Genomic DNA, 25,112 nt, shown 5'->3' on the forward strand with positions numbered 1-25,112 from the left:
CCTTGTGACAAATAACCCCTCCTTATTCAGTTTCATGTGAAAATATTTTTTAAATAACTTCTAACCTTTAAGAACTTGATGATAGATACTGTTCAATCGATTCTCCATAATTTTCCAGTTATACTTATTTTCATAAGCTTTCCTACCATTGTATCCTAATCTTTTCCGCAAACCTTCATTATCTTTTAAACATGATATCGCCCCTATTAAAGATTCTTTATCCCCATAAGGTATTACTACTCCACAATTCTCTTTTTGTACAATATTCGCCATTGATGTATTTTCATTCACAATTATAGGTATTCCTGATGCCATTGCCTCAAAAAGTTTATTTGGACTAGCGTACACATTGTTAGGAATACCTGGATCATATAATGCTAAAGTCAGATCAGCGTCAAGCGTGTTTTGAATTATTTCATCATATAAAACACCGCTTAAGTCCATACTTACATTTTTCATATCATTAGTCAACGCTAATAACTTATTTATATAATTTTTTTCGCCGCAGTACCCTTTAATAATTAATTGAACATTTTCAATGTCTTTTATAGCCGAAATAATTAGATCTGTGCATCTTTGCCCTGTTATTTTACCGCCTAAAAATATTTTAAATTCATTATCCTCTTTATTTTTTCTATTTTTCCAAAATAAGCTCTCTTCAGGAGCATTATTTATTGTTATAATCTTATTTTTAATGTTTTGACCAATTTGATAAATTCTGGAATCATCAGCAATTATGATGACGTCAGCAAACTTCATTGTAAAGTTATCCAGGTTCGAAATGAGTGGTCTTAAAAATCCTTCCATTACATCACCATAAAAATCAAAAATATCATATACAACTGGTTTTCGCTTTATTTTAGCAACTATAATGGAAAAGAGATATGTATCAAAATTAACCGCATGCAAAACATCCCATTTCATAACTAATAGCCAAAATAAAAGAAAAATCCACCAAACAGGAAAATAGAACAATGTTTTAACATGACCCACTGGAACATCTAATTTCAAACTTTTTACTTCTACATCATCATCTAAAATAAAAGGCCAGCTTCTCTCCCAAATAATAAGACTGACTTTATATCCACTTTTCTTAAGACTCTCTAGTTCCTTTTTTAAACGGGTATCTGGATAAGATATTGCCATTAAAATTTTATTTTCTTTCGGGGTACTCCTTTTAATTCCATGAATATCTTTAAAGTCATGTACCCCCTCAGAGGGCATTGCCTCCAAATCACAGCCAATATTTTTTTTAATAATTACCTGATCTTGATTTTCCATCTTTGGTGGTTTTTGCATCATGATATTACCAATTTTTAGTTGTGCCCCATAGAAGATTATAATAAAATTTAAGACAAATTTTTACCATTATGTTCTTAAATAACCTGCCACAGTGCTAGAATAATAAACTATCTCATAAAAAAGGAATGATAGGGTTAAAAATGGATTTTTCACAAATTTTTTCCAGTTAATAAGAAATGATGTTCTAATGGGGGAAACCTGAACTAATCCCCTAGATTTGTTCTCTTTCAAAAATTCTTTCATTGTCTGGCCGTAATAGTACTGTTTTGATATGACTTCCTTCAGAGTCCTGGGTTCGCCTAAATGCAAACCTTCAGCTTCTACAAAACCGATTTTATAATTTCGAGTTTTTATTCGGTTTTGTATGTCATAATCTTCGCCAAAAATCATATTTTCGTTGCATCCACCTATCTCCTCAAACACTTTTTTCTTATAAAACCTGGAAACATTCCTGCTGGAATCATATTTATAACAATCTTTTTCAAATTTCCTAATTTTAGCCCAGAAGCTTATGCTTGGATCCGGACCCCAATAAGTTGATACTGCATCACAACCACCGTTTTCACATTTTTCCACACATTCTTGAACCACATTACTGGATAAAACTACATCAGAGTCTAATCTATAAATATATTCTCCTTTAGACATTTCTACACCAATATTGGTTTGTTTTGACCTGTTTTTGATATTACCTTCACTCACATTAACATCCCATTTATTAGCTATTTCAACTGTCCTGTCATCCGATCCCGCATCAACTATTATAACCTCAATGTTGCCGTAGGTCTGATTTTTAATACCATTTAAACATTTTTCAATGGTTTTTTCTGAATTTAGGGAAGGTATAACAATCGATACCAGCGGATCAGTGGAAATTTTTTCTTTTTTCATTTACATACTCCCAATCCAATGTATAATATCCATTCAAACATGATTTAGAAATTTTAGTAAGTTTAAAGGATCATATAAAAGTATAATACCTGGATCATACATATAACAAGGAATATTTACAGAACAATATAAATCCAGATGATCATACTCTTTTTCGCTCATAATCCATCTCCAAAGTTGTGATTAATTCATTATCTTCCTGAGAAATTTGCTTGAAAAGGGAAATGTAATTTTCGGTGATCTTATCCCATGAGTAATCATTTAACACGCGCTGATAGACTTCATTCTTAAGATATTGACATGTTTCAGGATAGTTATATACGAGTTCAAGTTTTCTTGCAAGCTCAGAACTGTTTTTAAAATAAAATGCAGATTTCCCACAAACTTCACGGTTAAATGGATTATCATGGGCTATAATTATATTACGAGAAACTGCTGCCTCTAAAAGGGAAGGATTAGTTCCCCCAACCGAATGACCGTGAATATAAGCCCTACAATTCTGCCTGAGCATGTTTAAAAATTTTTGATCATAGATTGACCCCATAAATATTACATCCGAGGGCATATCGACAGTTATAGACTCAATTTTTTCCCGATATTGGGAACTGGTGAAATCCCCCACTACCAAAAGAGGGATGCTATCATTCATCTGGGAAAAAGCCTCAATTATGGTTTGAATATTGTTTTCGGGCTCCATACGGGCTACTACCAAAAAATAATTCCCAGGAGTTATTTTCAAGGAAGTATACCTTTTAATCTGCTCTTTAAAGTCGTTGTCCCTGACAATACGGCCATACGTGTCGATCCCATATGAAATATAAACTGTTTTGTCCAGATATTTTTTATTTACATAATTTTTCATCTCTTGAGAATCGACAATTATTTTATGCGCGAATATGGTGGCCATAATATGATTTAATTTCAGAAGCCATCTCTCCAATAGATTGAACTTACTCCTCTTCCACATGACTCCATCTATGTTTACAATAAGCTTTGACTTCCTACTGAGAATCAACGGAATGAAAAAAAACATACCTACTTCTATACCCAGGAAGTAAATCAGTTCATGTTTTCGGCTTAATTTTATCAGAAAGTATATATCCGAAAGATTCTCATAAAATTTCCTTAAAAAATAATTTTCAGGTGGTTTTATTGGAAAGTATTCCAGTGCTGCGCCCTTATAACTATTTTTACGTGAGTGATGGGATTCATATTCACAGCTTACCGAAACTTCATATCCTCTTTCTACCAGATTTTCAGTTAATCCCTGTGCAAATGTTTCAAATCCCCCATATTTGGCAGGTATACCTCTTGAACCTACAATTGCAATTTTCATATTGGCACCTATTTTAAAACGATATTATACCCCAGTTAACTCCTGTAAAATAATAACGTCCTGAATATTCTCCATCCATCCTTTACTGAGTTCAATTTTGGTTCATCTATCCTACAGTTGTAATTAATAGGGACTTCAAAAACTCTAAAATTCACTTTAGAAACTTTTGCAAGCATTTCAGCCTCCAATTCAAATCCATTAGAATCTATACCTGTTTGCAACAGATATTCTATAACTTTTCTTTTAAAAGCCCAGTATCCAGTACAGACATCTGATATGTTAATATAAAATAAACTTGCAACGAAACTCAGGATATGATTACCAACTAAATTAAGTTTACTAATAGAACCATCTTTTCTTTCACCATTCAACCGAGACCCGAGAACTAAATCTGCTTTATCTTCTACTAACCGTTTTATAAGATTTGAAGCATCTTTAGGATCATATGTATTATCTGCATCCATCATTACAACATAATCCGAATTAACTTTTTCAAAACCTTTTCTTATTGCATTACCTTTTCCCTGCTTTTTTTCGTTAATTACTGTTACACCAGCTTTCTTTGCAATTTCCGGAGTTTTATCCTCCGAATTATTATCAACTACTAATATTTTTGAATTTGGATATAATATCTTGATATTATTCAAAAGAGTCCCAATTGATTTTTCTTCATTATATGCAGGAATTAAAAATGTTACATCTTCCATTACGTTCTCCCCTTATTTTTGAAATTTCGTATTACTCCATTCATCGAATTTCTATAATTCCTTGAACGCTTTTTTAATCCTCCACACTTTCAAATAACAATATATCCAAGGGAATCTCATTTGATCACCTGTTTTACCTCTGTTTCATTGTTAAATTCTGCGATTCTTTCAATACTACCGCTATTTATTTATAAAATAGCAGCATACTCATTTTAACCGTTTAAACTCCAGCAAATTACTTTAGCAAATTCCCTTATTTTTCAATGAATGAAAATAATCTTATTTTTGAAGTTCATACAAGGTACACAATTAACGTCATAATATACATTAAGCATATTTAGCGCATTTAACGCAGGATATAGCTCCATATTATCTGATATAAATTTTAATATCTTTGAAACATCTATTTGGAGAGTATCATCAGCCACAGCCCAACAAAAGGAATTTAAAATCATGTTTATGTATTCTTCAAGCAATTTACCGCATTTAACATTTAAAAATTGGACAATTACAACAGGAAAGTGGTATAAATTGCAAAAATAGTTATTACAAAGTCCAGCAAGCATTTTAGTAATATAATAATAAATATGAAATTTATGAGCTTTTGTTACCATTTCCGAGTTTAATTCAGATAATCCAGAAGAAAGATTAGTTATTATATAATCATTTACTTTTAGTATTAACATAGCTTCATTTTTATTTAATATATTCATGGGATTCCTTCTCCAGATAGTCTGAAATATACTATAAATTTTGAACTGTACATTTTATTGATAATAATATTCTTATTATAAGTACTATTTAATACTAACTATTATTATATTAATAAAAAAAAGGATAGGTGAACTTTAACCACCAAATGATGAAAATTGATAATTTACCTGTTATAAATTAAAGATAGTAATAAAAACCCAAAAAATATCCATTAAAAAATGAATAATGTTTATAAAAACAGGATTTATGAATTAATTAAAAAACAGATGAAAAAAAGCGCAGTATTGAATTATATAAGGCAATAAAACTGATTATGAGAATTGATATCAAAAATTAAGGACATCATAAAAAAATAGTTTTAAAATATACATACTCCACTTTATTAACAAAATTTCACTGTTTGCAGTAGATTTCAAAATGGTAATAAACTATTTTAATATATTATAAAAATTATTGTAAACATTACAATAAATTCGTTCATCTAGAGAATTCTAGAAGACATTGAAAGGCAAATATAATCCAATAAATTATTAATTTAACAGTTCAATTTAAGGAACATTAGAATGACAATATTAATTTATCGTTTATATAATGCTTCTTAAAAAGGTAAAAATCAATAATGGATTTTTTTTGTTGTATTAACTCTCCAGATATAACATTAATACATATAACATCATCATAAGGAGTAACCATTAATAATATTATATATTTACCATGTTAAAAGGTTTCTACTCCTTTTTAAACTGTAAATCAACATGTAAAAAAATTAAAAATTAAAGAATAAGTAATGCCAGATCATCGAAAATATAAAATAACTTAAAAATGGTACTAGTTCTATAATAAATACAGTGTAATATTTAATAATTTTATTAGTACATATAACAGTTTTTACAGTTTTATTATTTTTAAGAGTGTTAACCTCAATTAATTTAGATTTATGTGTCCTATTAATACAATTTTATTAAAGAGATATGTTAATAGAATTTTTAAACTTATTCATACATTTTGAACAATTCTAAAATATAAATAAAATATTCTGATAGTACCAAATTAATACCAAACTTTATAAGGAAGTAATAATAAATAAATGTATTGTAATAACGGAGGTGTTATATGATATCGACCGTAACAACCACCACGACAGCAGTGACCTTAACACAGGTCATGACTTACAGTATAATAGCAGTGATAGCACTAATAACATTTCTAGCATTTAAAGAAATTCTAAGCACAGAAGTACGCAAAAATGAACGAATACAAACATTTATCGAAGGAGCCAACGTTGCAATAGTTCCATTGCTGATGGTATTTGTATCTGTTGTAGGCTACAAAGTGGTGACAGTTATTTAGGAGGTATTTTGGATGGATAAAAAAATCGTATTAGCCATAATCCTAATGGTTGCCGTAGTAATGGGAGGAATTGCATATGCAAATATTCCTCAAACTGGATCCCAACAAAATACAGCCGTCTCTGGAAACGCCACTAATGTCGAATTTCAAAACAATGCAACAACATGGAAACACGTAGTAGCTGCATTTGACATAACCAAAACCGATGGAAGTAAGAAAAAAATCTACTCTGACTTATGGATTAAACCAAGAGGAACTGCAAATGTAGATTTAAGCCGTGCCTTAGGCTATGGAAATCAACCACTCCCCAAAGGAACTAAAATAAAAATGAATACATACAAAGACCCTAATGTCCCTGTTTCCCAACTCCCTAATGGAATTACAGATAGTAGAATAACCACAACCGCAGATCCAACCTTAGGGGGGCAATTTTTAGCCTCAATCACAGCAATAAGTAGTTCAAGAAAGATCATAACCAGCAGTACATCACTCATTATAAAAGTGAAAATTATCATTATAAAAGTGATAATATCAGGACCACTGTGTGTAAACACTGGAGGATCAACTATTACGCTACCATCGAACGGAAACAGCCAGATAATCCAAGGATCATGGCTACGTCTTCTCATTTAGACCAGAACATGAAATAACTAAAATGTAAAAAACCAAACCAGATAAATAATAAATTTATCTCAATAGATTGTTAATCTCCTCAAACATTACCAAAAACTCTTAAAATTAAAGATTCTTTACATTTATTCAATTAAAATACATATAAACAAGCAAAAACTCTTATTTTTGCTTTAAAAATCCCAAATTTCTAAATAATTAACGGTAAAAATCTTTGATTTTTGCGGTTGTAAACATAGTTTACAAATTTTAATGTTTGAGGCTTGTTTTATTCAAAGCCAAAGCTGGAAAAATAAGAATTTAAAATTATATACTCGAGTGATATAATGACAGAAAAAAGAAAACTATACATATTCACTGCAGTTATTATATCTGGAATTTTAGTTTTTGGAATTGCAAGCAGTGCCATTGAAGGTTTTTTATTTGACCAAATACCCTACAACTACACGTCTTATCTTTCAATACCCTCAAACTCCCCTGATGCTGCTTCTATCGATGGCTATTATAAATTATACGGAAAGGGGCGTAATTTTAATTTCCACATAGTCCTTCCAGGAGCTGAAGGCCAGGAAAGTCCCCTTGATTATACAGCAGATGGGCTTAACGGTACTGGTAAAATAAATGATATAAGCATAACTTACGGCACTATTACATCACTTTTATCAGGTAATTTTAAAAATGCCCTTTTCAACACTAAAATCAATGGTAATTACACCATGGCATGTGCCGCATGGACAGGTTACGGTAAATTCACAAATAACGGCCAAAATTTCCTGGGAAACTTCAAAATAGACGGAGTAATGACAGACTGGGAAGGAACATTCCAGTTAGTTCCTGAAAATAATCAAATAAGCTTAAAAACAGACTATATATTCTATCCACACGACAACAAAACTTCAAATAACATTAAAGAAGTTAAAAAAATCTATTATCTGTAGCTAACTTTGTTCCTTAAATGAACAATATTTACAAAAAAAGAAATTTAAAGAGAAATTAAAACGCTTCAATTTCTCAATATTTATTTTTAAAAACTATTTTTCTTCAATATCCATTACATCTGGCTCTAGGCCCAAATTAGACTCTACATCAACTACCTGCATTTTATGCACATAATTGGCTCCACGGAGCCCGGATAATACAGCCCCTATAGCACAGAATGCTGCACCTATATAAAATGACATTCTAAGAGCAGGCATAAATGCCTCTGCAAGTGTTTGTGGGAACCATGTAGTGCCTGTAAGTATCGTCAAAGTACTTTGAGGTATGGAAGATACAAACTGAGTTGGCAATGCGCTGAGTATTGTGCTTACAGGGTTAAAACCCAGGAATGCTGAAAACAGAGCACCTGTCGGTGGAATGCTGCTTAAAACTGGAGCTAGCTGTACTGCACCAATACTTGCCAGTGAAGATGTCATAGCACCAGGGAACTTCTGAGTGATTCCTACAATAACTATGGTGAAGAACATAGCCATACTTGCAGTAAATGCAGTCATTATTACCGTTGTTATCATACCTGAGGCAACTCCCCTGTCTTTTGGTGATACAGAATTCATTATGGATGCAGTGTTTGGTGAACTAAACATTCCCTGTCCTATACCCATCATGAATATTGCTGCGCCAAATTCAAGGTAACCGAAGTCATATGGAAGTGCTGCAAGTACCAAAAATGCAGCTGCTGAAATAACCATTCCAAAAGTTGCAATCCACCTTGGGCCGTATTTATCAGAGAGCATTCCAGAAATAGGCCCCATTACTACAACTCCCAAAGTAAGAGGCAGCATGTACACACCAGCCCAAAACGGAGTTGATTCATAGCTGTAGCCATGAAGAGGCAGCCAAATACCCTGTAAAAGGATAATCAACATGAACATCATTCCTCCTCTACCCATAGCATTCAGGAAACCAGCTATATTAGCATAGCTGAACATCTTTATTTTGAAGAGGTCCATTCTAAACATTGGGTTTTCTGCACGGTTTTCAATGAATGGGAACACCGCAAGCAGTGCAAATCCTATAATCATTGATACAATTACCCATGGATTATGCCAGCCCATAGCGTCATTACCATAAGGCATTAAACCATAGGTTATTCCAAGTAATATGCTTGTTATTGAGGCAACAAAGACTATATTACCTACAATATCGATTTTTGTATTTGGATCCCTGTATGATATCTCCTTAAGTTTAAGGAACGACCAGATGGTACCCAATAGTCCAAAGGGCACGCTGACCAGGAAAACAAATCTCCAGTCATATATTGCAAGAATACCGCCAAGCAGCAGCCCAATAAACTGTCCTGACATGAATGCAACCATGTTGATACCCAATGCTTTACCTCTCTCGCTGACAGGGAAGGCATCAGTTAATAATGCTGAACCATTCGCCATTAAGAATGCAGCGCCTATTGCCTGAATAATCCTGAATGCAATAATTTCTATAGCGCCAATGTCACCTGTTCCTGGAGTTAAATAGAGAAGGATAGAACCAACTGTAAATATTAAAAATCCAATCTTAAACAGCTTTACCCTACCATAAATATCCGACAAACGCCCGAAACCAAGCATTAATGTTGCTGTTACCAGACTGTATCCCATCAGTATCCACAGGAGATACTGGAATGAATTGAGGGGGTCAATATGAATACCATTGAAAATGGCAGGTAATGAAATTAAAGTTATACTTCCATTAATTGAGCTCATTAACCCTGACATTATAACGTTGATCATTACGACCCATTTATAATCAAGCCCACGTTTTTTTCCTATACTTTTGCCTGAAACTGTACTGTTCAACTGATCACCTGTTAATTAAATGAAATAGCATTCTCTCTGGAGCTAATATTTATTTAAAATACGTTGAGATGCTGTATTACGTAAAATTAAGTTTAATACGTTTTATTTAAATGTTGATTTATTATTAAAATAAAATTTTAAAATTATAACCTATTCATCTTTTTTATTATCTATATCTCCATAATCTTTATTTTCAACTATTTGAAGGGCGATATCTTTCATTGTATCTGCTTTTGCAAGCAAATCTTCCGCTTTCATAATTAAGATTCCTTTGCCTTCAAGTCCCCGCACAACTAGAGTATCTCCGCTTTGTATATCGAATAATTCCCTAATACATTTGGGAATTACGATTTGACCCCGTTCACCTACTTTAGCCGTGCTGAGAACACATTTTCTGTTACTTTTATGATTCATTTTTAACCACTTGAAAATTCATGTAAATCATATTTATCGTACTTATCACATTTATGCGATAGATTATATTTAAATGTATTGAAGTGAAGATCATATAGATCAATCTATGTACTTCAAATAAAAATATCCTATAACTAATTAGAACTTATAAAGCAAATACAATTACTAAATATTAAAAAAAAGCCGTTTAAAATAATATTTTACTTAAACAGCGAATTTTTACCTATTAAAAATGGTTTTAAAGACATACTATGTTTTATTTAAAATGACAGTATGTCCCATTCAATTATTATCCAGATCCATTATAAATCCTTAAAATAAAATTTTACAGTCATATCTAAAAACAGAACCGATAAAGTACCATAATACTAAAATAACAATTAAGGCTCTGTTTAAAAAATTGTTTTTATTGCTATATAAATCTATCGGCTGTCCGATACTTGTAAAATTAACCTGAAAATTTGAGGTCATTTTATTTTTTTTCAAGTTAATTTAGCCTTAATTATGTTAATAATGAAATATAATACCTAAAAACCATTATAAATACCGTTTTCATTAAGTAAAACTGCATATCCAAATTATATATCCTAAATTTTATGATCCCTAAATATTTAATTTCCAAAGGTTAATCCCCATTATAAAACCGTATTTTCCTATCATTCATCTAGAAGTAAATATTTATAGTTTACAAACCAAATATAATACTGACTCAAAAAATGAGGCCGATAAAATGCATGATAGAAGATATAGAAAAAGGACTATTTTAGATAGGAAAGGTTTAATTGAAAGAATGCTTGAAGACACATCCCGAACAATTGACAGTATGAAGCAGGACCTTGAAAGGTCAGTTGTTGATTACACATTCGTCCCAGGGAAGGATATAATTGAAACTGACGAAAGTGTAATTGTACATGTGGACCTGCCAGGCATCAATAAAGAAGATATCGAATTAAACCTGACTGAAACCAAATTGAAAGTTAAAGCAGACTTCAATATTGAACTTGAAGTGGAACATGGAAATTATATAACCCTCCATGATAGGAAATCTGGTGTCATGAGGAGGACTGTGAGGTTCCCTAAAAAGGTGATACCTAATGAAGCGGAAGCTACTTTTGAACATGGTGTTTTAACTGTTGAAGCTCCAAAATTAGAAAAAGAAGAAAGTTTCAGCGTGAAAATTAAATAACAAAAGAATTTTATTTAATTTTACTATTTTTTATTTAGAGATCAAATTCTAGAACATAAAAATTACTATTATTAAAAATAATATAATCACTCCTATTTCTTAATTAACTATCCAAAACTTAATCATTATTTCCCATTAATTCATATTATGCGATTAATTCCCAAAATGTACATAAATGACATGACCAGTATACATGTGGCTGTCTATTTATGGTAATTTCTCAATAGATCTAATTTGGATATCTGGATTTGAAAGGGAGATATTTATTTCGTTATATTACTGTATAGCGAACTATGTGGAAAATACATTAAAAAAAGATTTTTTTTGAAAATCCTAATTCCAGAAAGGATATTATACACATATGCTAAAATAGTAATAACTATTAACCATGAAAATCAATTAGTAGTTATGGATCTTAAACGGACTGCCTCAGTGTCATTATTAGCATTTATTTTACTGGGTTTGTGTCTCTATTACCATAATTATTATGATGATAACCTGAAATATCCATCTACAGAAGCCATTGAATCACATTACCCTGAAGGCTCGCTGGTATACATCACTGGAAGTGTAACCAAGCCTACTAAAAATGGGTTCAATCTTAGAGACGGCAATAACCTGGATATAGTTTACAATGTAACATCCAACAAAAAGGTTCAACCAATAGATTATATACAGCTGCTCGGGATACTGGGACACAATTATACTATTAACAGCACTGAAATATATGCTGAAACAAACCAGGGTTATGAATTTATAATATTCAGGTCTGCACTTGCTTTAATTGTCTTTATTTTAATATTTTTATGGTACTGGAAGTTTGACTTTAAACGGATTGAATTCATCAGGAGGCAGTAAAATGCCGGACTGGATTACACACCTGCTGGCTGCATGGATGATCTGCACGATCCTGAGCTTTAAATACAAGCAGATTAACCCTGCTTATACTGTGGTGTGCATGGCAGGGGCTCTCATACCTGACCTGTTCAAAGTGGTGATACCCCTGGGATTTATGGGCTTTAAAATGGAAAATTATTTAATGCCAGTTCACCTGCCAATAGGTTCCCTGATCATTGCATGCATATTCACCCTCTTTTTTAAGGAAAATAGAAAATTAGTCCTGTCGCTTCTGGTGCTGGGGGTTATGACCCATTACGCACTTGACCTACTCCTAATTAATTTAGGCGGAGGTATGGCACTGCTGTTCCCCTTGTCATGGACTAAATGGACCCTTAACATTATACCCGACGATGATTTAAATATCACCATACTTGCAGTAGGGCTTACCATGGTTGTTTATGTTGTTAGTTCCTGGGTTAGAAGAAGGAGTGGTTCAGGTAAAATTTAATCACTTTTTCAATTCAAATTCTGATTTCTGTGTTTGAATAAATTTGTTATACAATTGAATACAATTTTTGTTCACTTTGAAAATATTCACCCTCCCCCTTAAAGAGAAAAAAAAATAGTGTCGGAAATAGCCGCCCACCCCTACGTGTTTTATCTGCTTTTAACTAATAATAGAGGATGTATAACCAGGTTATCCCCCTTTCATGGGAAAAATGAGCATGCCATACATGAATGATTTAAATATTACAGTGCTTGTAATATGGCTCAGTGCATTTGTTTACTTTGTTTGTCGGATTTAAAAAGAGGAATAATTGGGAATAAAGCATTAACTATAAAATAGGGCATTAAATACAGAACTGGACTTATAGATTTATTAATTGTATTTTATATTAGGGGCATGATAAAGAATTGAAGGAAATTTTCACATAAAATAGAAATATTTATTATGATAATCTACCAATTTAGTATTATGGAATTAATAAACAATAAAATTCCAAAACGGTTTATGTCTTTAGACATTGCACGGGGAATTGCAGTCCTTTTAATGGTAGAAGCCCATATTAGATTTATTGTGCCAGTTTTATCACAATGGGCATATTTATTTGCAGCACCCTCATTTATTTTCATATCAGGGGTAAGTTATCAATTATTAATTCAGTCAAGGCAAAATAAAGTAAGATCCTCCATTTACTTAGAAGTATTATGGAGAGCTGTATTATTATTTTTATTAACAGCTTCAGTGACGTTAATAGGGAATCTATTCCTTTCTAGAGATGTATCTATATTTATTGGTGATATTTTTCTAATAATAGCAGTTGGTTATATTATAGGGCTACTTATTAAAAATAGTATCAAGCTGAAAGTGATTACAATCCTCCTAATTTATTTATTGACATTTATAATTACCAGTTACCATATCCAGTCTTTATTATTTTTGACTGGAAGTATACAAATATTACCTGGAGTTTGTTATTTCATTGTTGGCCAAATTGCATTTGAAGCCTACAAAAACAAGAATTTAAATTTAAAAACCAGTAACAAATTTTTAGCATATGCAGCAGTATTTATAGCAGTAAATTTGGGGATATTATATTTAATTCCATATAATTTTACAATTCAAGGGCGTGATTTTTTCCTAGAGTTTTTAACCATATCAAGCATTATGACTTTTATTACATTCTTACTTTTAAGGACCATAGATATTGAAAACAGGTTTAATAAAATATTTAAACCCGTAAGAAACCTGGGAAGAATATCTTTAACAGGGTATTATGTTTCTTATGTTAGTTTTGTTGTAACAGGTTTTTTTATTTTAAAAACAAATCCCATCATCCTCAATCTGAGTTTTTTCATTTTTGCAGTAATAGCTTTAATATTACTTGAAAAACTATGGCGACCACATAAATATATTTTAGGCTTTGAATGGCTTTTAAGAAGAGGGACAAATATGGGAGTAAGATTTACAGAAAAAATAGGGAAAATTCAACTTCAGGTAAAAAATAGGAGAGTTTAGGTCTTCATGAACACTAATGAAATAACAGCTTCTTTCCATTTAAAAGAGCACCCTCTTACATAAATAACAATTGAGTTTACAAAAGTTATAAAGGATCTAAAACATAACCCAAAAGTTTCACCACAAGATGAATAAAAAAACCGTTCAATAAGTGAAATGGTATTTCATTACCCCCCCCCAAATTTTCAGTTTCGATGGTTTCTACAGAGCCAAAATATTATACTGAGAAAAATGACGTTTATAACTTAAAAATATTATATTAAAAAACTGAAGGCACAGCAAAGTTTCTGGAAGAACAATTTAGCAAGAATATAAAAGACCGGCATTCGTTTATGGTATATTTTCATCTGGAATAATGTAATAATTGATATAAACATTTTTCTGGTTGGACATGCATGCAGAGAACCTCTTTATGCTATTTCATCTCCATAGGCCCCATTGTAACTGCCTCATTTTTCACATTGTTTTTTTAATAAAAAATCAATTTTATCACTTTTAGAGAGGAGTTAAAACCCATTACGCTATTTACATGCTCATTATTAATTTAAACCGAAGCATAGTTATGTTACCCCCATTTTGGATGAATGGGCAGTTAATATTGTACATGATGAATGAGTACTATATCACCTCGCTTGCCGTGGGTCCTGCTGTGGTGGTTTATTTTATTTCATCGGTTTAAAGAAATGATAAGCTTAAAATTTAATATATTTTATTTTTAGGGCTAAATTCAATACTTTAAGCTTTTAAATGTTTAATTTATAAATAAATGGATTAAATATTTTTAAATTAATTTTTATAACTTTTAAAACCATAAATTGCTAAAATATTTGAATAAATTCACTTTTAAACGCATTATTATTGGTGTAAAATATATTTAAGAAGAATAAGTACAAATAGTAGAATTATACTCTTTTAAAGATGAATTTATAATTTATTATGAAATTAAATAAATTTATGAAGAGATATAGATTAAATATTATATAGGTGGACCACTAAAGTGATATCATAATTACATAAACTCACAAATCACTTTTAATTACATTTAGATGGGATAACATGAACAAACTTTTCCAGAAGGACATAATATTCGTGATTTTACTTGCCCTTATTCCATTAATACTCACTTTAATTAAGGGTTCAGGTAAATATATTGAAGTAGTAATCCCCTTTGTTGTTCTTATGTTCTTTTTACCAGGGTATGCTATCTTTAGAGCAGCATATCCTAAAAAAACAGGGTATGCGGCAAAAATTGTAGTAGGTATTGTGCTGAGCATTGTCATACTGGCCTTACTGACTTCAACTACAAATCCCAACAAAATTCACATGAAATCATTGATACAGACACTCGCTGAAATCACACTATTTTTTGCAGTTGTTGCATACATACGTGAATTTTCAGGTTTTAAAAATAAAGAAAACAGATATATTACATGTAAAAGCTGCGGCGGCTATTATAAACTTAAAGAAGATGAATCACTAGATGATTTTGGGGCCTGCAGGTGCGGCGGCGAGTTAAAATATGCACCTAAATATTTTAAACCTGAAAAATAATTATATCCTCTAATTCTGATTACTAATTCTGTACTTTAAATTATATCAGTTATAGCAATATTTCACAGTGCTTCAAAAAACATAAGCTTGAAAGATCTATATTCACAAAACTTTAATTCATATATTATTTTTTAAATGCATAAATTAATTTAAATAGATATATTTTAGATTTAAAGTAGTATACATGAAATCACAGTTATTTAAATGATTTAATTTTATTTATATTGACTATAATCACTTAATTTATTATTAATATTTGTCTTAAACTACTTTATTAAAAATAGATGCCCTAAAATTTCAATAATATATTTATATACATTATTAATCTTCTAATTTTTATGATTAATTTTAATATAGCTCATATTTATGGTTTTTTGTGAAATATGTCACCAAAATTATCAAAAAGCTTTTATAGTCAATAATTCTAACAATTAATATGTTAAAAATAATTTTTTACTATCACTTTTCATTACAAAAGGTATAAAGGAGGTGAAAAAGTGAGAAAATATATATTTTTGGGACTAATGTGCATTGTATCTCTTTTTTTATGCGGAAGTGCAGCTGCTGCCGATACACCTACAGCCGATTTTTCTTCAAACGTGACAAGCGGCACAGCACCGTTAAGCGTGCAGTTTACTGACCAATCCACAGGAAGCCCAACAAGTTATGCATGGGACTTCGGAGACGGTACCACCTCAACAGAACAGAACCCCAAACACACTTACAAAACATCAGGGACATACACTGTAACCCAAACCGTTACCAATGACGCGGGAACTGATGATGAAATAAAAACAGATTATATAACTGTAAAAGAAAAAGCGGATCTAAACGTTTCTTCTGTTAGCGGTCCCACCAATGGAACAAAAGGTAAACAAATTTCAATAAGCAGTACCATAAAAAACCAGGGAGGATCTACAGCAAGTAATTTCGTTGTAAGGTATTTACTTTCAACTGATGCCAAATTTGGTGGAGATTACTGGCTTGGAGACGTGACTATAAACAGTTTAGATGCTGGAGCAAGTCTTACATCAACAAACACATTCACAATACCTAGAACAGCGACAGAATATACTTCTAAAGTATTGTATGCTGGAAATTACTATATATTATGTTACATTGACAGAACCAACACAGTAGATGAATATAACGAATTAAACAATATATTAACTTCAACAGAGACAATAAAAATAACAAATGCACCAGATTTAACAGTTACTTCTGTTAGTGGACCATCTACTGGAGTAAAAGGTAAACAGATTTCAATAGACAGCACCATAAAAAATCAGGGAGACTCAATAGCAACTAATTTCGTTGTAAGGTATTTACTTTCAACTGATACCAAATTTGGAAATGATTACTGGCTCGGAGACGTAACAATAGGCAGTATAACTAATGGAACAAGTCTTACATCAACAAACACATTCACAATACCTACAACAGCAACAGCCTATACTCCTAAAGTATTGTATGCTGGAAATTACTATATCTTATGCTACATTGACAGATACAACGTTGAAGATGAAATTGATGAATCAAATAATATATTAGCTTCAACAAAAACAGTAACAATAACAGAAGCACCAGATTTAATAGTTAATTCTGTTAGTGAATCTACTACTAATACAAAGAGTGAAGAAACTTCAATGAGTAAAGGCGATGAAATTTCAGTAGACAACACTATAAAAAATCAGGGAGGCGCAGCAGCAACTAATTTCGTTGTAAGGTATTTACTTTCAACTGATACCAAATTTGGAAATGATTACTGGCTCGGAGACATAACAATTGACAGTCTGGCTGCTGGAGAAAGTCTTACATTAACAAACACATTCACAATACCTACAACAGCAACAGAATATACTTCCAAAGTGATACCTGCAGGAAATTATTACATACTATGTTACATCGACAGATACAACACCATAGATGAATACAATGAATTAAATAATGTATTAGCAACAGTAGGAACAATAACTATAACATAAAACATCTCTTTTTTTAATTTTTTTGAATTAATTATATTTCAATATATCCAAAAAAAATAATTTACTATATTCCTTTATTGAAATATATAACTTTTAGTATAGCGCTTATCCCACAAAATTCAGTGTGCAATTAATCACAGGCAATGAATAAACTGAAAGTTAGTGAAAAGTTTTTATATGATTAAATTAAATCATATACAATAATCTAGTTACATGTGACAGCATGAATAAGCTCAAAACTGAATTTAAAGATATTCTCAACAAAATTACAGGGAACGACAAAAAAAGTTTGAAGGGTAAATTAACTTATGGTTTTTTCTGGAACTTTATAAGTGCAGTGGCTTCTCAAGGATTTCCTTTAATTGCCACCATTATAACTGCAAGATTGTTAGGAACTTACGGATACGGCCAATTAGGGATGATAACCAGTACAATAGTTCTATTTTCAACATTTGCAGGTCTTGGACTTGGAACAACAGCCACAAAATACATAGCACAGCTTCATCATACAGATCCTGAGCGAACTGGGCGTATCATGGGACTTACAAATCTTTTCGGATTAATCTCGGGGGCTTCAATGAGTATAATACTTTTCATAATTGCTCCCTGGCTTGCAGCAAATATGTTAGCAGCACCAGAGTTAACAACTGGATTACATATAGTATCTCTTTTATTACTATTTAATACATTATTAGGTATTCAATCAGGTACAATAGCTGGTTTTGGAGCCTTTAAAAATCTTGCCAGAATTGCAATAATACAGGGAATAATAGCCTCCGTTTTAACAATAACAGGAGTCTATTTCTTTGGATTAACAGGTGCAATTACCGCATTAGTCATAAACAGTGCTGTAAATCTAATTTTATACAGGATTAGCATAAGAAATCTTATTAAAGAATTTAAAATCAAAGTTAATTATTTAAAATCATGGAAAGAAAAAGATACTATCTGGGAATTATCACTACCTACCATGCTTTCACAAGTTATGGTTGGTCCAGTTGTATGGATTGCAAATGTTATAATTATAAATAATCCGGGTGGTTACGCCCAATTAGGGCTCTTTAATGCTGCAAATCAATGGAAATCTGTATTAAACTTTTTACCTGTAGTTATAGGAGGAGTACTGCTCCCCCTGGTTTCAGCCAATATTAATAAAGAAAATAAAGCATTAGAAACCGTTAATGTGTTTGCAAGCTGGATTGTTGTCATAATAATTGCTTTACCTTTAATTTCATTTCCAGAAATTATAGCATTTTTTTACGGACAGGATTATTCTTCAATAATATTTTTACAGTCAATATCCCTAATGATGTTAGTAAGCTGTATAACATCATATAAAGAAGGAATTGGGCGTAAATTAATTGCAAAAAATCTCATGTGGTGGGGATTTTTAAGTAATATGATCTGGGGAATATTATTTATTGTTTTTGTCATGTTATTTAAAAATCTTGGATCTTTAGGTTTATCTTTATCCTATTTTATTTCTTATGCAGTAAATACCGTAATTTTCGTGCCATTCTATCTTTCAAGAAAATTAGTCCCTGCAAATTTGTTAATATCCTTAGAAGTTTTTCTTATATGGCTTGTTCTGGTTATTGAAACTATTATGACTCTTTTAAACGTTAACATATTGATAAGACTTATAAGTTTAATTATTTCAATTATAATCTTAATATCATCATTTTATAGAATATGGAATTCAAATCTAAAATCTTAGCTGGGGAATCAACTGGTGTTAATATGAACGTAACAGATCTTACGGTTAAAAATGATTACTGCATTGGTTGTGGAGTCTGTGCAGGTGTATGTCCATCAAACAATCTCTATATAGATTGGTCACCTCGAGGGGAGCTAATTCCCCATACAAATAATCTTTGTAATGATAAATGCTCTATTTGTCTTGATATTTGCCCATTTAACAATCACAAAATTAATCAAGACGCTATTACTAATTCATTGTTTTCTAAAACCCGTAATATAAAATATAATGAGTATACAGGCTACTATCTAAATTGTTATGTTGGTTTTAGAAAAGATACTGTAAAAAGATTAAAAAGTGCTTCAGGAGGGTTAGCTACTTCATTTTTAGCTTCATTAATTAAGGAAAATATTGTAGATAGAATTATTGCAGTTGGGATCTCTGAAGATAATAACAGGATGTTTAATTTTAAAATTTTAAATAATTCTAATGAAGTATATTCTTGCGCAGGATCTGCTTATTATCCTGTTGAAATTTCAAGGATTTTAAAGGAGATTATTAAAGAAAAAGAAGAATTTGAATATGCAGTTATCGCATTACCCTGTGTAGCTTATGCTTTAAGGTTGGCAATAGATAAAATACCCAAACTTAAAAAGAAAATCAAAATTATTGCATCATTAACGTGCGGACAGCTTCAAAACCGTTTTTGCACAGAATTATTATCATTAGAATCTGGAATTAAAGTTAATGAACTTGCAAAAATGAATTTCAGACAGAAATCAGAAAATAATTCTGCCATCAATTATATGCAAGTTGCTACTGATAAAAATGGAAATGAAGGTATTCCTCAAGCTAATCAAGAATTACCATCCCATTTATGGCATTATCAATACTTCAAGCAGAATGCATGTAATTTTTGTGATGATATATTTGGAGAAGTTGCAGATGTTACTTTTATGGATGCATGGCTTCCTGAATATATAGATAATTACAGAGGGACCTCTTTGATTATATCTCGGACTCCTCTTGCCCTTAAATTATTAGAAAATTCCCATGAATATAATTTAAAAGAAATATCTGTTAACAGCGTAATTGAAAGTCAAATGGGACTTATTCAGAAAAAAAGAACGCTTTTAAAGGGCAAACTTTATAAAAGCGAAAGTTCCAATTCATTTTATCCAGAAAAAAGAGTAAAACCCGATTTTAACGTATATAATGAAAACAGGGAATTTATAGATTTAACAACTGAAATACAAGATTTAAGTAAAGAATTATGGCCCAAATATCGTTTAGATAAATCAACTGCAGAATTCTGGAACGAATTAAAACCTTTAGAGTCAAAAATCGCGAAATACGAAAGAAAAATAAGGATAAAAAATTTGATGACAAAACCTAAAAAATTTTTTAAAAAAATTAGCGGAAGTTAATCTCATGACTAAAGATAATTATACAATTGGACTCTATGGAATTGCCGGAGTTTATAATTACGGCTGTGAAGCCATTATACGCGGAACAGAAATGATAATTCACAAAAAATGGCCGGATGCACATATTAAATATGCTTCTTCACGCCCAGATGATGATAAAAAGAGACTTGATGGATGTAATGTTGAAATAGTACCTCGGAAACTTTTTCCAAGATCATCCATCCCTGGAATAAATAGAATGTTAGCTACAGTTACAGGATTACACCTTAAAACACCATATAGGGAGGATCTAGATTGGTTAAAAGGTTGTGATATGATATTTTCAATTGGAGGTGATCTATATACACTTCACCCCCATCATAAAGATCATAAAATAAAAAGATATTATAATCCCCTTATCCATTTTGGTGATATCGTAAAATCAAAAGGAATGCCACTTGTAATATGGGGAGCATCTGTCGGACCATTTGAAGGGTGGCCCAAAACAAAAAAGTATTTTATAAAACACTTGCAGGAAGTTGATTTGATTACATCCCGAGAGCATATAACTACCAATTATCTAAAAGGTAATGGTTTAAATAATGTTATTGAATGTGCTGATCCTGCTTATCTGGTTCCATCACCAAAAATAAAAGAAAATAGTAACGAAAAAATAACTATTGGAATAAATTTAAGTCCACTTTCATCATTTTTCTCATTTCAACCCGAACAAAAAAATGAAATCATTGAAAAGCAAGCAAAAATAATAGAATTATTAATTAAAAAATTCAATGCAAATATAATTTTAATTCCCCATGTAGTATGTACTTTTAATGAAAATGACGATGATTTACACTATTTAAAACATGTGAAATCAAAAATTTCTGAAAATTTAAGGAACAACGTTGATCTCATAACTGATGATATTGGTTTTATAAAGACAAAAGAAGTTTTATCCGAGTGTGATGTCGTAATAGCTGCAAGAATGCACTGTGCTATAAATTCATTAGCTTCAGGTATCCCTACTATCTTTTTAGCTTATAGTCAAAAAGCTTTTGGAATGGCTGAATATGTTTATGGGAACACAAATATGGTTATTCCATTAAATGAGTTTATGAACTCTGAAAAGACAATTAATTTGATAGAATATATAATTGAAAAAGATATCAATAAATTTATCAATAAAAGAATGGTAAATATTAAAAATGAAGCATATATTCCCCTTAATTATATTGAAAACTTATTTTAGTCAAACTATAAATTGTAATGAGTTAAATAATCTATAAATGTTTTATCATATCAATAGGAGAATAATATGAAGATACTCAGTGTTTGTACATCTATTCCGGGAAATAATTCAATGTGGTTACGCATATCTAAAATCGGAGAGATATTAGAATCTAAAGGTCATGATGTTCATTTTGTCCATTATATTAGAAAAAGATCTTATAATGAAATAAAAAATCGTGATAATTTAAAAAATCATTCATTCATAGTAGTATCTCCTTTAACAGTTCACATTACACATCTTAAAATTTTAATAAATGGCAATTATGACATAGTTTATGGAAACACCGCATCCAGTGCTTTTATTTCTTTACTTGGGAAATTAACTAAAGTGCCCATTTTATTTGATATGCACGGAGATATAGTAGAAGAATTTTTAATAGAGAACAAGTTTTCACTACTTTCCTCATTTATACCTAAATTAATCTATAAGAAACTCATTAACTCCATTTCATTACGTTTATCTAACCATATAATAACAGTTTCAAATAAAATGATTAATAATTTGAACTCAACTAAAGGTATACCCTTAGAAAAAATGTCTTATATTACAAATGGGATTGATTTAGATCTCTTTAAACCATCAAAAAACAAAAATTTGGATTTAAAAAAGACATTAAAAATTGAAAATAAGTTTATTTTTGGATATATTGGCGCTTTAGATAAATGGCAAGGAATAGACCGTTTTATAGATGCTGCAGGAGAGATTAATGATAAAAATGTAGTATTTCTTATCGTTGGATGGGAAAAATCAGAAAGAAAAAATAATATTGTTTATGTTCCAAAAGTACCCTATTCTCAAATTACAGATTATTATTCAATTTGTGATGTTCTAACTCTTCCTAGACCACACCACATCTCGACTGAAGTTGCAGCACCAACAAAATTTGCAGAATATACTGCAATGGGAAAACCAGTCCTCACAACTAATGTTGGAGACGCCGCAAATCTTGTTAAGAAATATGAATGTGGAATTGTCACAAAAGGGGATTCTCCTAAAAATATTGTTGATGGAATCAATGAATTTCTGAATTTATCCAAAAAACAGTCAGATATAATGAGTAAAAATTCAAGGGAATTAGCTGAAAAAGAATTTGATTTGAAAAAAATTGCAATTAAATTGGATAATATTTTAAATAAAATATGAACTTAAAAATAAAAATTTCCTAAAATATTTTCATTGATTATAATTATAAAATATAATCAATGAATTGTTTTCACTATTCTTTCTATAGTTTTATCCATGTAATTTCGATGTTCATTAAAATATTGCATTGATCCACTAGTATCACAAATATCCATAAATATCTGATAATATTTACCATTTTTCTCAAAGAAATAATATTTAATAGTTTCAGTATTATCAATTCTACCTAATAATATTGTTTTTACCGTCACATTTTCTATAGTTAGGGCTCCATTAGATATAACATGCCATTTGGCTGCTTTATTACTTGTAGAAGTGTAAGTATCATTATATTTATTTTTATCCATATACTGAGAAACTCCCATTAAAGCAGCTTGTGCATTAGAAAATCTATTTGAACCAAAAAGTGCAGAATTTGAAAAATTAGATACTGACTTTTGATACCATCCTGATTCTAATTCGAATTCAGAATTACCTACTATACCATGACCGGGTTTAATATTTTTCAAATCGTCTTTAGAATAAAATTTTGGAGTAGCATGAGAATTATAAAGCATATATCCAGATATAATAAAAATTAGAAGTAATCCTAAAATGGTTATATGGCGTTTTGAGATCATGTATTTCCCTTTTAAGTATATAGTTTAATTCTTAGTTTAACCAATGAAATGCATATTTTAATAGGCATCTAAAAATGTCCACAGATACATTATTATTGATTTTTTGGTTTCTTTTTACACATTAAAATATTTTTCCATCTTTTCTTTGCATTATTTAGCGTATATTTACTTTTAAAAACACTTAAAGCATTATTAGTTATTTCTTCTAAATCAGGATAATTAATTGCTTTTTTTATATTTTTAGCTATGTCTTCAGCGGAATTATTTTCCATTATAAAACCTGTCTCACAGTTTTTTATTATATCTGGAATTCCACCCATACATGTTGACAAAACAGGAGTTCCACATGCTATTGATTCTAAAATTATTGTTGGTAATCCTTCAGCATGTTTTGTTGGTAAAACAATTAATTTAAGTTGGTTCAAATAATAATGAAGATTTTCGTTTGGAACCCATTCCATAAATTCTACATTATCTAAATTATCTTCATGAATTTTCAGTTTTACATCATTTTTTAATTTACCATCGCCAATAACTAAAAATTTCAATTTTTCATGCGGATTTAGTAATTTAATTGCATCTAAAAATTCTAAAACACCTTTTTCATATGAAAGACGGCCTATAAATCCTATTTTATCTCTTTCGCCAATATCTTTAAATCTATAAAATTTAGCAGTATCAATAAATCTTGCTCCTTCTTCACTAATTTTATCAGAATATTTTTCTAAATTTAAATCAGTTATTATTGAGAAAGACTCGGGAGAAATGCAATCTAATAAATTGAAAAGGATCTTATCTTGTAAACCTAAAGCTCTTGCGCTTAAAAAATTCGGTTTACTTCTAGTTAAAACCTCAATTGTTCTCATCTTTAAGATTTTAGAAACTAGAAGAGGAATTAAATAATAGGGATATGCCATATAAAAAATAGCAACATCTATCTCATCTCTTAATTTTATTAACATTATACTCTGTTTAATTTGTACAATTAAACATTTTATTATCCATAAAATTGCTGAATAAAATTTAGGTTGAACGTCATTTAGCAAATGCATTTCTATTTTTATATCTTTTAATAAAACATTATCTGATTCGAATGAAATCTTTTTAGTATTTCCATTTATTACATAAATAGTTTCACATAATTCATTGACTATTTTTAGTACGTCTGAAATAAAAGTATAAGGGCCATTTGAATGCCAAGGAAATGAGATTATTGCAATTTTTGGTTTCATTTA

General features: G+C 30.5%; 22 protein-coding genes. 13 read left to right on the forward strand and 9 right to left on the reverse strand.

What is annotated here, in order from left to right; all coding sequences use genetic code 11:
• Nucleotides 1-60 precede the first annotated feature (60 nt).
• The 5 genes from ASJ80_RS11070 to ASJ80_RS11090 form a co-directional block, all read right to left on the reverse strand.
• Nucleotides 61-1,302, reverse strand: a complete 1,242-nt coding sequence (locus tag ASJ80_RS11070) for a glycosyltransferase family 4 protein (protein ID WP_069584100.1) — start codon at nt 1,300-1,302, stop codon at nt 61-63.
• A gap of 66 nt (nt 1,303-1,368) precedes the next feature.
• Nucleotides 1,369-2,193: a glycosyltransferase gene (locus ASJ80_RS11075; protein ID WP_069584099.1), complete on the reverse strand. Its 825-nt coding sequence runs from the start codon at nt 2,191-2,193 to the stop codon at nt 1,369-1,371.
• Nucleotides 2,194-2,335: 142 nt separating this feature from the next.
• The gene (locus ASJ80_RS11080; RefSeq protein WP_069584098.1) at nt 2,336-3,529 is read right to left on the reverse strand and encodes a DUF1972 domain-containing protein; all 1,194 of its coding nucleotides are present in this window, start codon (nt 3,527-3,529) and stop codon (nt 2,336-2,338) included.
• 35 nt (nt 3,530-3,564) lie between these two features.
• Nucleotides 3,565-4,236, reverse strand: a complete 672-nt coding sequence (locus tag ASJ80_RS11085; RefSeq protein WP_069584097.1) for a glycosyltransferase family 2 protein — start codon at nt 4,234-4,236, stop codon at nt 3,565-3,567.
• Nucleotides 4,237-4,496: 260 nt separating this feature from the next.
• Nucleotides 4,497-4,949, reverse strand: coding sequence for a hypothetical protein (locus ASJ80_RS11090; RefSeq protein ID WP_069584096.1), 453 nt, complete (start codon nt 4,947-4,949; stop codon nt 4,497-4,499).
• Between the two features lie 1,114 nt (nt 4,950-6,063).
• Between ASJ80_RS11090 and ASJ80_RS11095 the strand changes: the two genes are divergently transcribed.
• The 3 genes from ASJ80_RS11095 to ASJ80_RS11105 all read left to right on the forward strand — a co-directional run bounded on the left by ASJ80_RS11095 (nt 6,064) and on the right by ASJ80_RS11105 (nt 7,868).
• The gene (locus tag ASJ80_RS11095; RefSeq protein ID WP_069584095.1) at nt 6,064-6,300 is read left to right on the forward strand and encodes a hypothetical protein; all 237 of its coding nucleotides are present in this window, start codon (nt 6,064-6,066) and stop codon (nt 6,298-6,300) included.
• Between the two features lie 12 nt (nt 6,301-6,312).
• Entirely contained in the window at nt 6,313-6,933 is a 621-nt protein-coding gene (locus ASJ80_RS11100; RefSeq protein ID WP_069584094.1) for a hypothetical protein, read from the forward strand.
• 323 nt (nt 6,934-7,256) lie between these two features.
• Nucleotides 7,257-7,868 (forward strand): hypothetical protein, encoded by a 612-nt coding sequence (locus tag ASJ80_RS11105; protein WP_069584093.1) that lies wholly within the window; start codon nt 7,257-7,259, stop codon nt 7,866-7,868.
• A 93-nt stretch (nt 7,869-7,961) separates the two neighbouring features.
• Here ASJ80_RS11105 and ASJ80_RS11110 read toward each other — a convergent pair whose 3' ends face one another.
• The gene (locus tag ASJ80_RS11110; RefSeq protein WP_069584092.1) at nt 7,962-9,722 is read right to left on the reverse strand and encodes an MFS transporter; all 1,761 of its coding nucleotides are present in this window, start codon (nt 9,720-9,722) and stop codon (nt 7,962-7,964) included.
• Between the two features lie 150 nt (nt 9,723-9,872).
• Nucleotides 9,873-10,136 carry an AbrB/MazE/SpoVT family DNA-binding domain-containing protein gene (locus tag ASJ80_RS11115; RefSeq protein ID WP_069584091.1) on the reverse strand — a complete coding sequence of 88 codons (264 nt, stop codon included), beginning with the start codon at nt 10,134-10,136 and terminating at the stop codon, nt 9,873-9,875.
• A 730-nt stretch (nt 10,137-10,866) separates the two neighbouring features.
• Between ASJ80_RS11115 and ASJ80_RS11120 the strand changes: the two genes are divergently transcribed.
• The 10 genes from ASJ80_RS11120 to ASJ80_RS11165 all read left to right on the forward strand — a co-directional run bounded on the left by ASJ80_RS11120 (nt 10,867) and on the right by ASJ80_RS11165 (nt 23,257).
• Nucleotides 10,867-11,322 (forward strand): Hsp20/alpha crystallin family protein, encoded by a 456-nt coding sequence (locus ASJ80_RS11120; protein WP_069584090.1) that lies wholly within the window; start codon nt 10,867-10,869, stop codon nt 11,320-11,322.
• Between the two features lie 324 nt (nt 11,323-11,646).
• The gene (locus tag ASJ80_RS11125) at nt 11,647-12,180 is read left to right on the forward strand and encodes a hypothetical protein (protein ID WP_069584089.1); all 534 of its coding nucleotides are present in this window, start codon (nt 11,647-11,649) and stop codon (nt 12,178-12,180) included.
• A gap of 1 nt (nt 12,181) precedes the next feature.
• Nucleotides 12,182-12,670 carry a metal-dependent hydrolase gene (locus ASJ80_RS11130; RefSeq protein WP_069584088.1) on the forward strand — a complete coding sequence of 163 codons (489 nt, stop codon included), beginning with the start codon at nt 12,182-12,184 and terminating at the stop codon, nt 12,668-12,670.
• Between the two features lie 468 nt (nt 12,671-13,138).
• Nucleotides 13,139-14,182 (forward strand): heparan-alpha-glucosaminide N-acetyltransferase domain-containing protein, encoded by a 1,044-nt coding sequence (locus ASJ80_RS11135; protein WP_176720267.1) that lies wholly within the window; start codon nt 13,139-13,141, stop codon nt 14,180-14,182.
• Between the two features lie 1,056 nt (nt 14,183-15,238).
• Entirely contained in the window at nt 15,239-15,733 is a 495-nt protein-coding gene (locus tag ASJ80_RS11140; RefSeq protein ID WP_069584086.1) for a DUF1616 domain-containing protein, read from the forward strand.
• 497 nt (nt 15,734-16,230) lie between these two features.
• Nucleotides 16,231-17,718: a CARDB domain-containing protein gene (locus ASJ80_RS11145; protein ID WP_095652086.1), complete on the forward strand. Its 1,488-nt coding sequence runs from the start codon at nt 16,231-16,233 to the stop codon at nt 17,716-17,718.
• Nucleotides 17,719-17,941: 223 nt separating this feature from the next.
• Nucleotides 17,942-19,435, forward strand: coding sequence for an oligosaccharide flippase family protein (locus ASJ80_RS11150; RefSeq protein ID WP_069583641.1), 1,494 nt, complete (start codon nt 17,942-17,944; stop codon nt 19,433-19,435).
• A gap of 23 nt (nt 19,436-19,458) precedes the next feature.
• Nucleotides 19,459-20,844: a Coenzyme F420 hydrogenase/dehydrogenase, beta subunit C-terminal domain gene (locus ASJ80_RS11155; protein ID WP_069583642.1), complete on the forward strand. Its 1,386-nt coding sequence runs from the start codon at nt 19,459-19,461 to the stop codon at nt 20,842-20,844.
• A 4-nt stretch (nt 20,845-20,848) separates the two neighbouring features.
• Entirely contained in the window at nt 20,849-22,072 is a 1,224-nt protein-coding gene (locus ASJ80_RS11160) for a polysaccharide pyruvyl transferase family protein (RefSeq protein WP_069583643.1), read from the forward strand.
• Between the two features lie 66 nt (nt 22,073-22,138).
• Nucleotides 22,139-23,257, forward strand: coding sequence for a glycosyltransferase family 4 protein (locus ASJ80_RS11165; RefSeq protein ID WP_069583644.1), 1,119 nt, complete (start codon nt 22,139-22,141; stop codon nt 23,255-23,257).
• Nucleotides 23,258-23,313: 56 nt separating this feature from the next.
• Here the strand turns inward: ASJ80_RS11165 and ASJ80_RS11170 are convergent, their stop codons facing one another.
• Together ASJ80_RS11170 and ASJ80_RS11175 are read right to left on the reverse strand one after the other, a co-directional pair.
• Nucleotides 23,314-23,877, reverse strand: a complete 564-nt coding sequence (locus ASJ80_RS11170) for a hypothetical protein (protein ID WP_069583645.1) — start codon at nt 23,875-23,877, stop codon at nt 23,314-23,316.
• A gap of 92 nt (nt 23,878-23,969) precedes the next feature.
• Nucleotides 23,970-25,109 (reverse strand): glycosyltransferase family 4 protein, encoded by a 1,140-nt coding sequence (locus ASJ80_RS11175; RefSeq protein WP_069583646.1) that lies wholly within the window; start codon nt 25,107-25,109, stop codon nt 23,970-23,972.
• Nucleotides 25,110-25,112 lie beyond the last annotated feature (3 nt).

The organism is Methanobacterium bryantii (genome assembly GCF_002287175.1).
Taxonomy (GTDB): Archaea; Methanobacteriota; Methanobacteria; order Methanobacteriales; family Methanobacteriaceae; genus Methanobacterium_D; species Methanobacterium_D bryantii.

Coding starts and splice junctions, on each gene's coding strand:
- ASJ80_RS11070 (WP_069584100.1), bottom strand. CDS start 1,302: ATGATGCAAAAACCACCAAAGATGGAAAATCAAGATCAGGTAATTATT.
- ASJ80_RS11075 (WP_069584099.1), bottom strand. CDS start 2,193: ATGAAAAAAGAAAAAATTTCCACTGATCCGCTGGTATCGATTGTTATA.
- ASJ80_RS11080 (WP_069584098.1), bottom strand. CDS start 3,529: ATGAAAATTGCAATTGTAGGTTCAAGAGGTATACCTGCCAAATATGGG.
- ASJ80_RS11085 (WP_069584097.1), bottom strand. CDS start 4,236: ATGGAAGATGTAACATTTTTAATTCCTGCATATAATGAAGAAAAATCA.
- ASJ80_RS11090 (WP_069584096.1), bottom strand. CDS start 4,949: ATGAATATATTAAATAAAAATGAAGCTATGTTAATACTAAAAGTAAAT.
- ASJ80_RS11095 (WP_069584095.1), top strand. CDS start 6,064: ATGATATCGACCGTAACAACCACCACGACAGCAGTGACCTTAACACAG.
- ASJ80_RS11100 (WP_069584094.1), top strand. CDS start 6,313: ATGGATAAAAAAATCGTATTAGCCATAATCCTAATGGTTGCCGTAGTA.
- ASJ80_RS11105 (WP_069584093.1), top strand. CDS start 7,257: ATGACAGAAAAAAGAAAACTATACATATTCACTGCAGTTATTATATCT.
- ASJ80_RS11115 (WP_069584091.1), bottom strand. CDS start 10,136: ATGAATCATAAAAGTAACAGAAAATGTGTTCTCAGCACGGCTAAAGTA.
- ASJ80_RS11120 (WP_069584090.1), top strand. CDS start 10,867: ATGCATGATAGAAGATATAGAAAAAGGACTATTTTAGATAGGAAAGGT.
- ASJ80_RS11130 (WP_069584088.1), top strand. CDS start 12,182: ATGCCGGACTGGATTACACACCTGCTGGCTGCATGGATGATCTGCACG.
- ASJ80_RS11135 (WP_176720267.1), top strand. CDS start 13,139: ATGGAATTAATAAACAATAAAATTCCAAAACGGTTTATGTCTTTAGAC.
- ASJ80_RS11140 (WP_069584086.1), top strand. CDS start 15,239: ATGAACAAACTTTTCCAGAAGGACATAATATTCGTGATTTTACTTGCC.
- ASJ80_RS11150 (WP_069583641.1), top strand. CDS start 17,942: ATGAATAAGCTCAAAACTGAATTTAAAGATATTCTCAACAAAATTACA.
- ASJ80_RS11155 (WP_069583642.1), top strand. CDS start 19,459: ATGAACGTAACAGATCTTACGGTTAAAAATGATTACTGCATTGGTTGT.
- ASJ80_RS11160 (WP_069583643.1), top strand. CDS start 20,849: ATGACTAAAGATAATTATACAATTGGACTCTATGGAATTGCCGGAGTT.
- ASJ80_RS11165 (WP_069583644.1), top strand. CDS start 22,139: ATGAAGATACTCAGTGTTTGTACATCTATTCCGGGAAATAATTCAATG.
- ASJ80_RS11170 (WP_069583645.1), bottom strand. CDS start 23,877: ATGATCTCAAAACGCCATATAACCATTTTAGGATTACTTCTAATTTTT.
- ASJ80_RS11175 (WP_069583646.1), bottom strand. CDS start 25,109: ATGAAACCAAAAATTGCAATAATCTCATTTCCTTGGCATTCAAATGGC.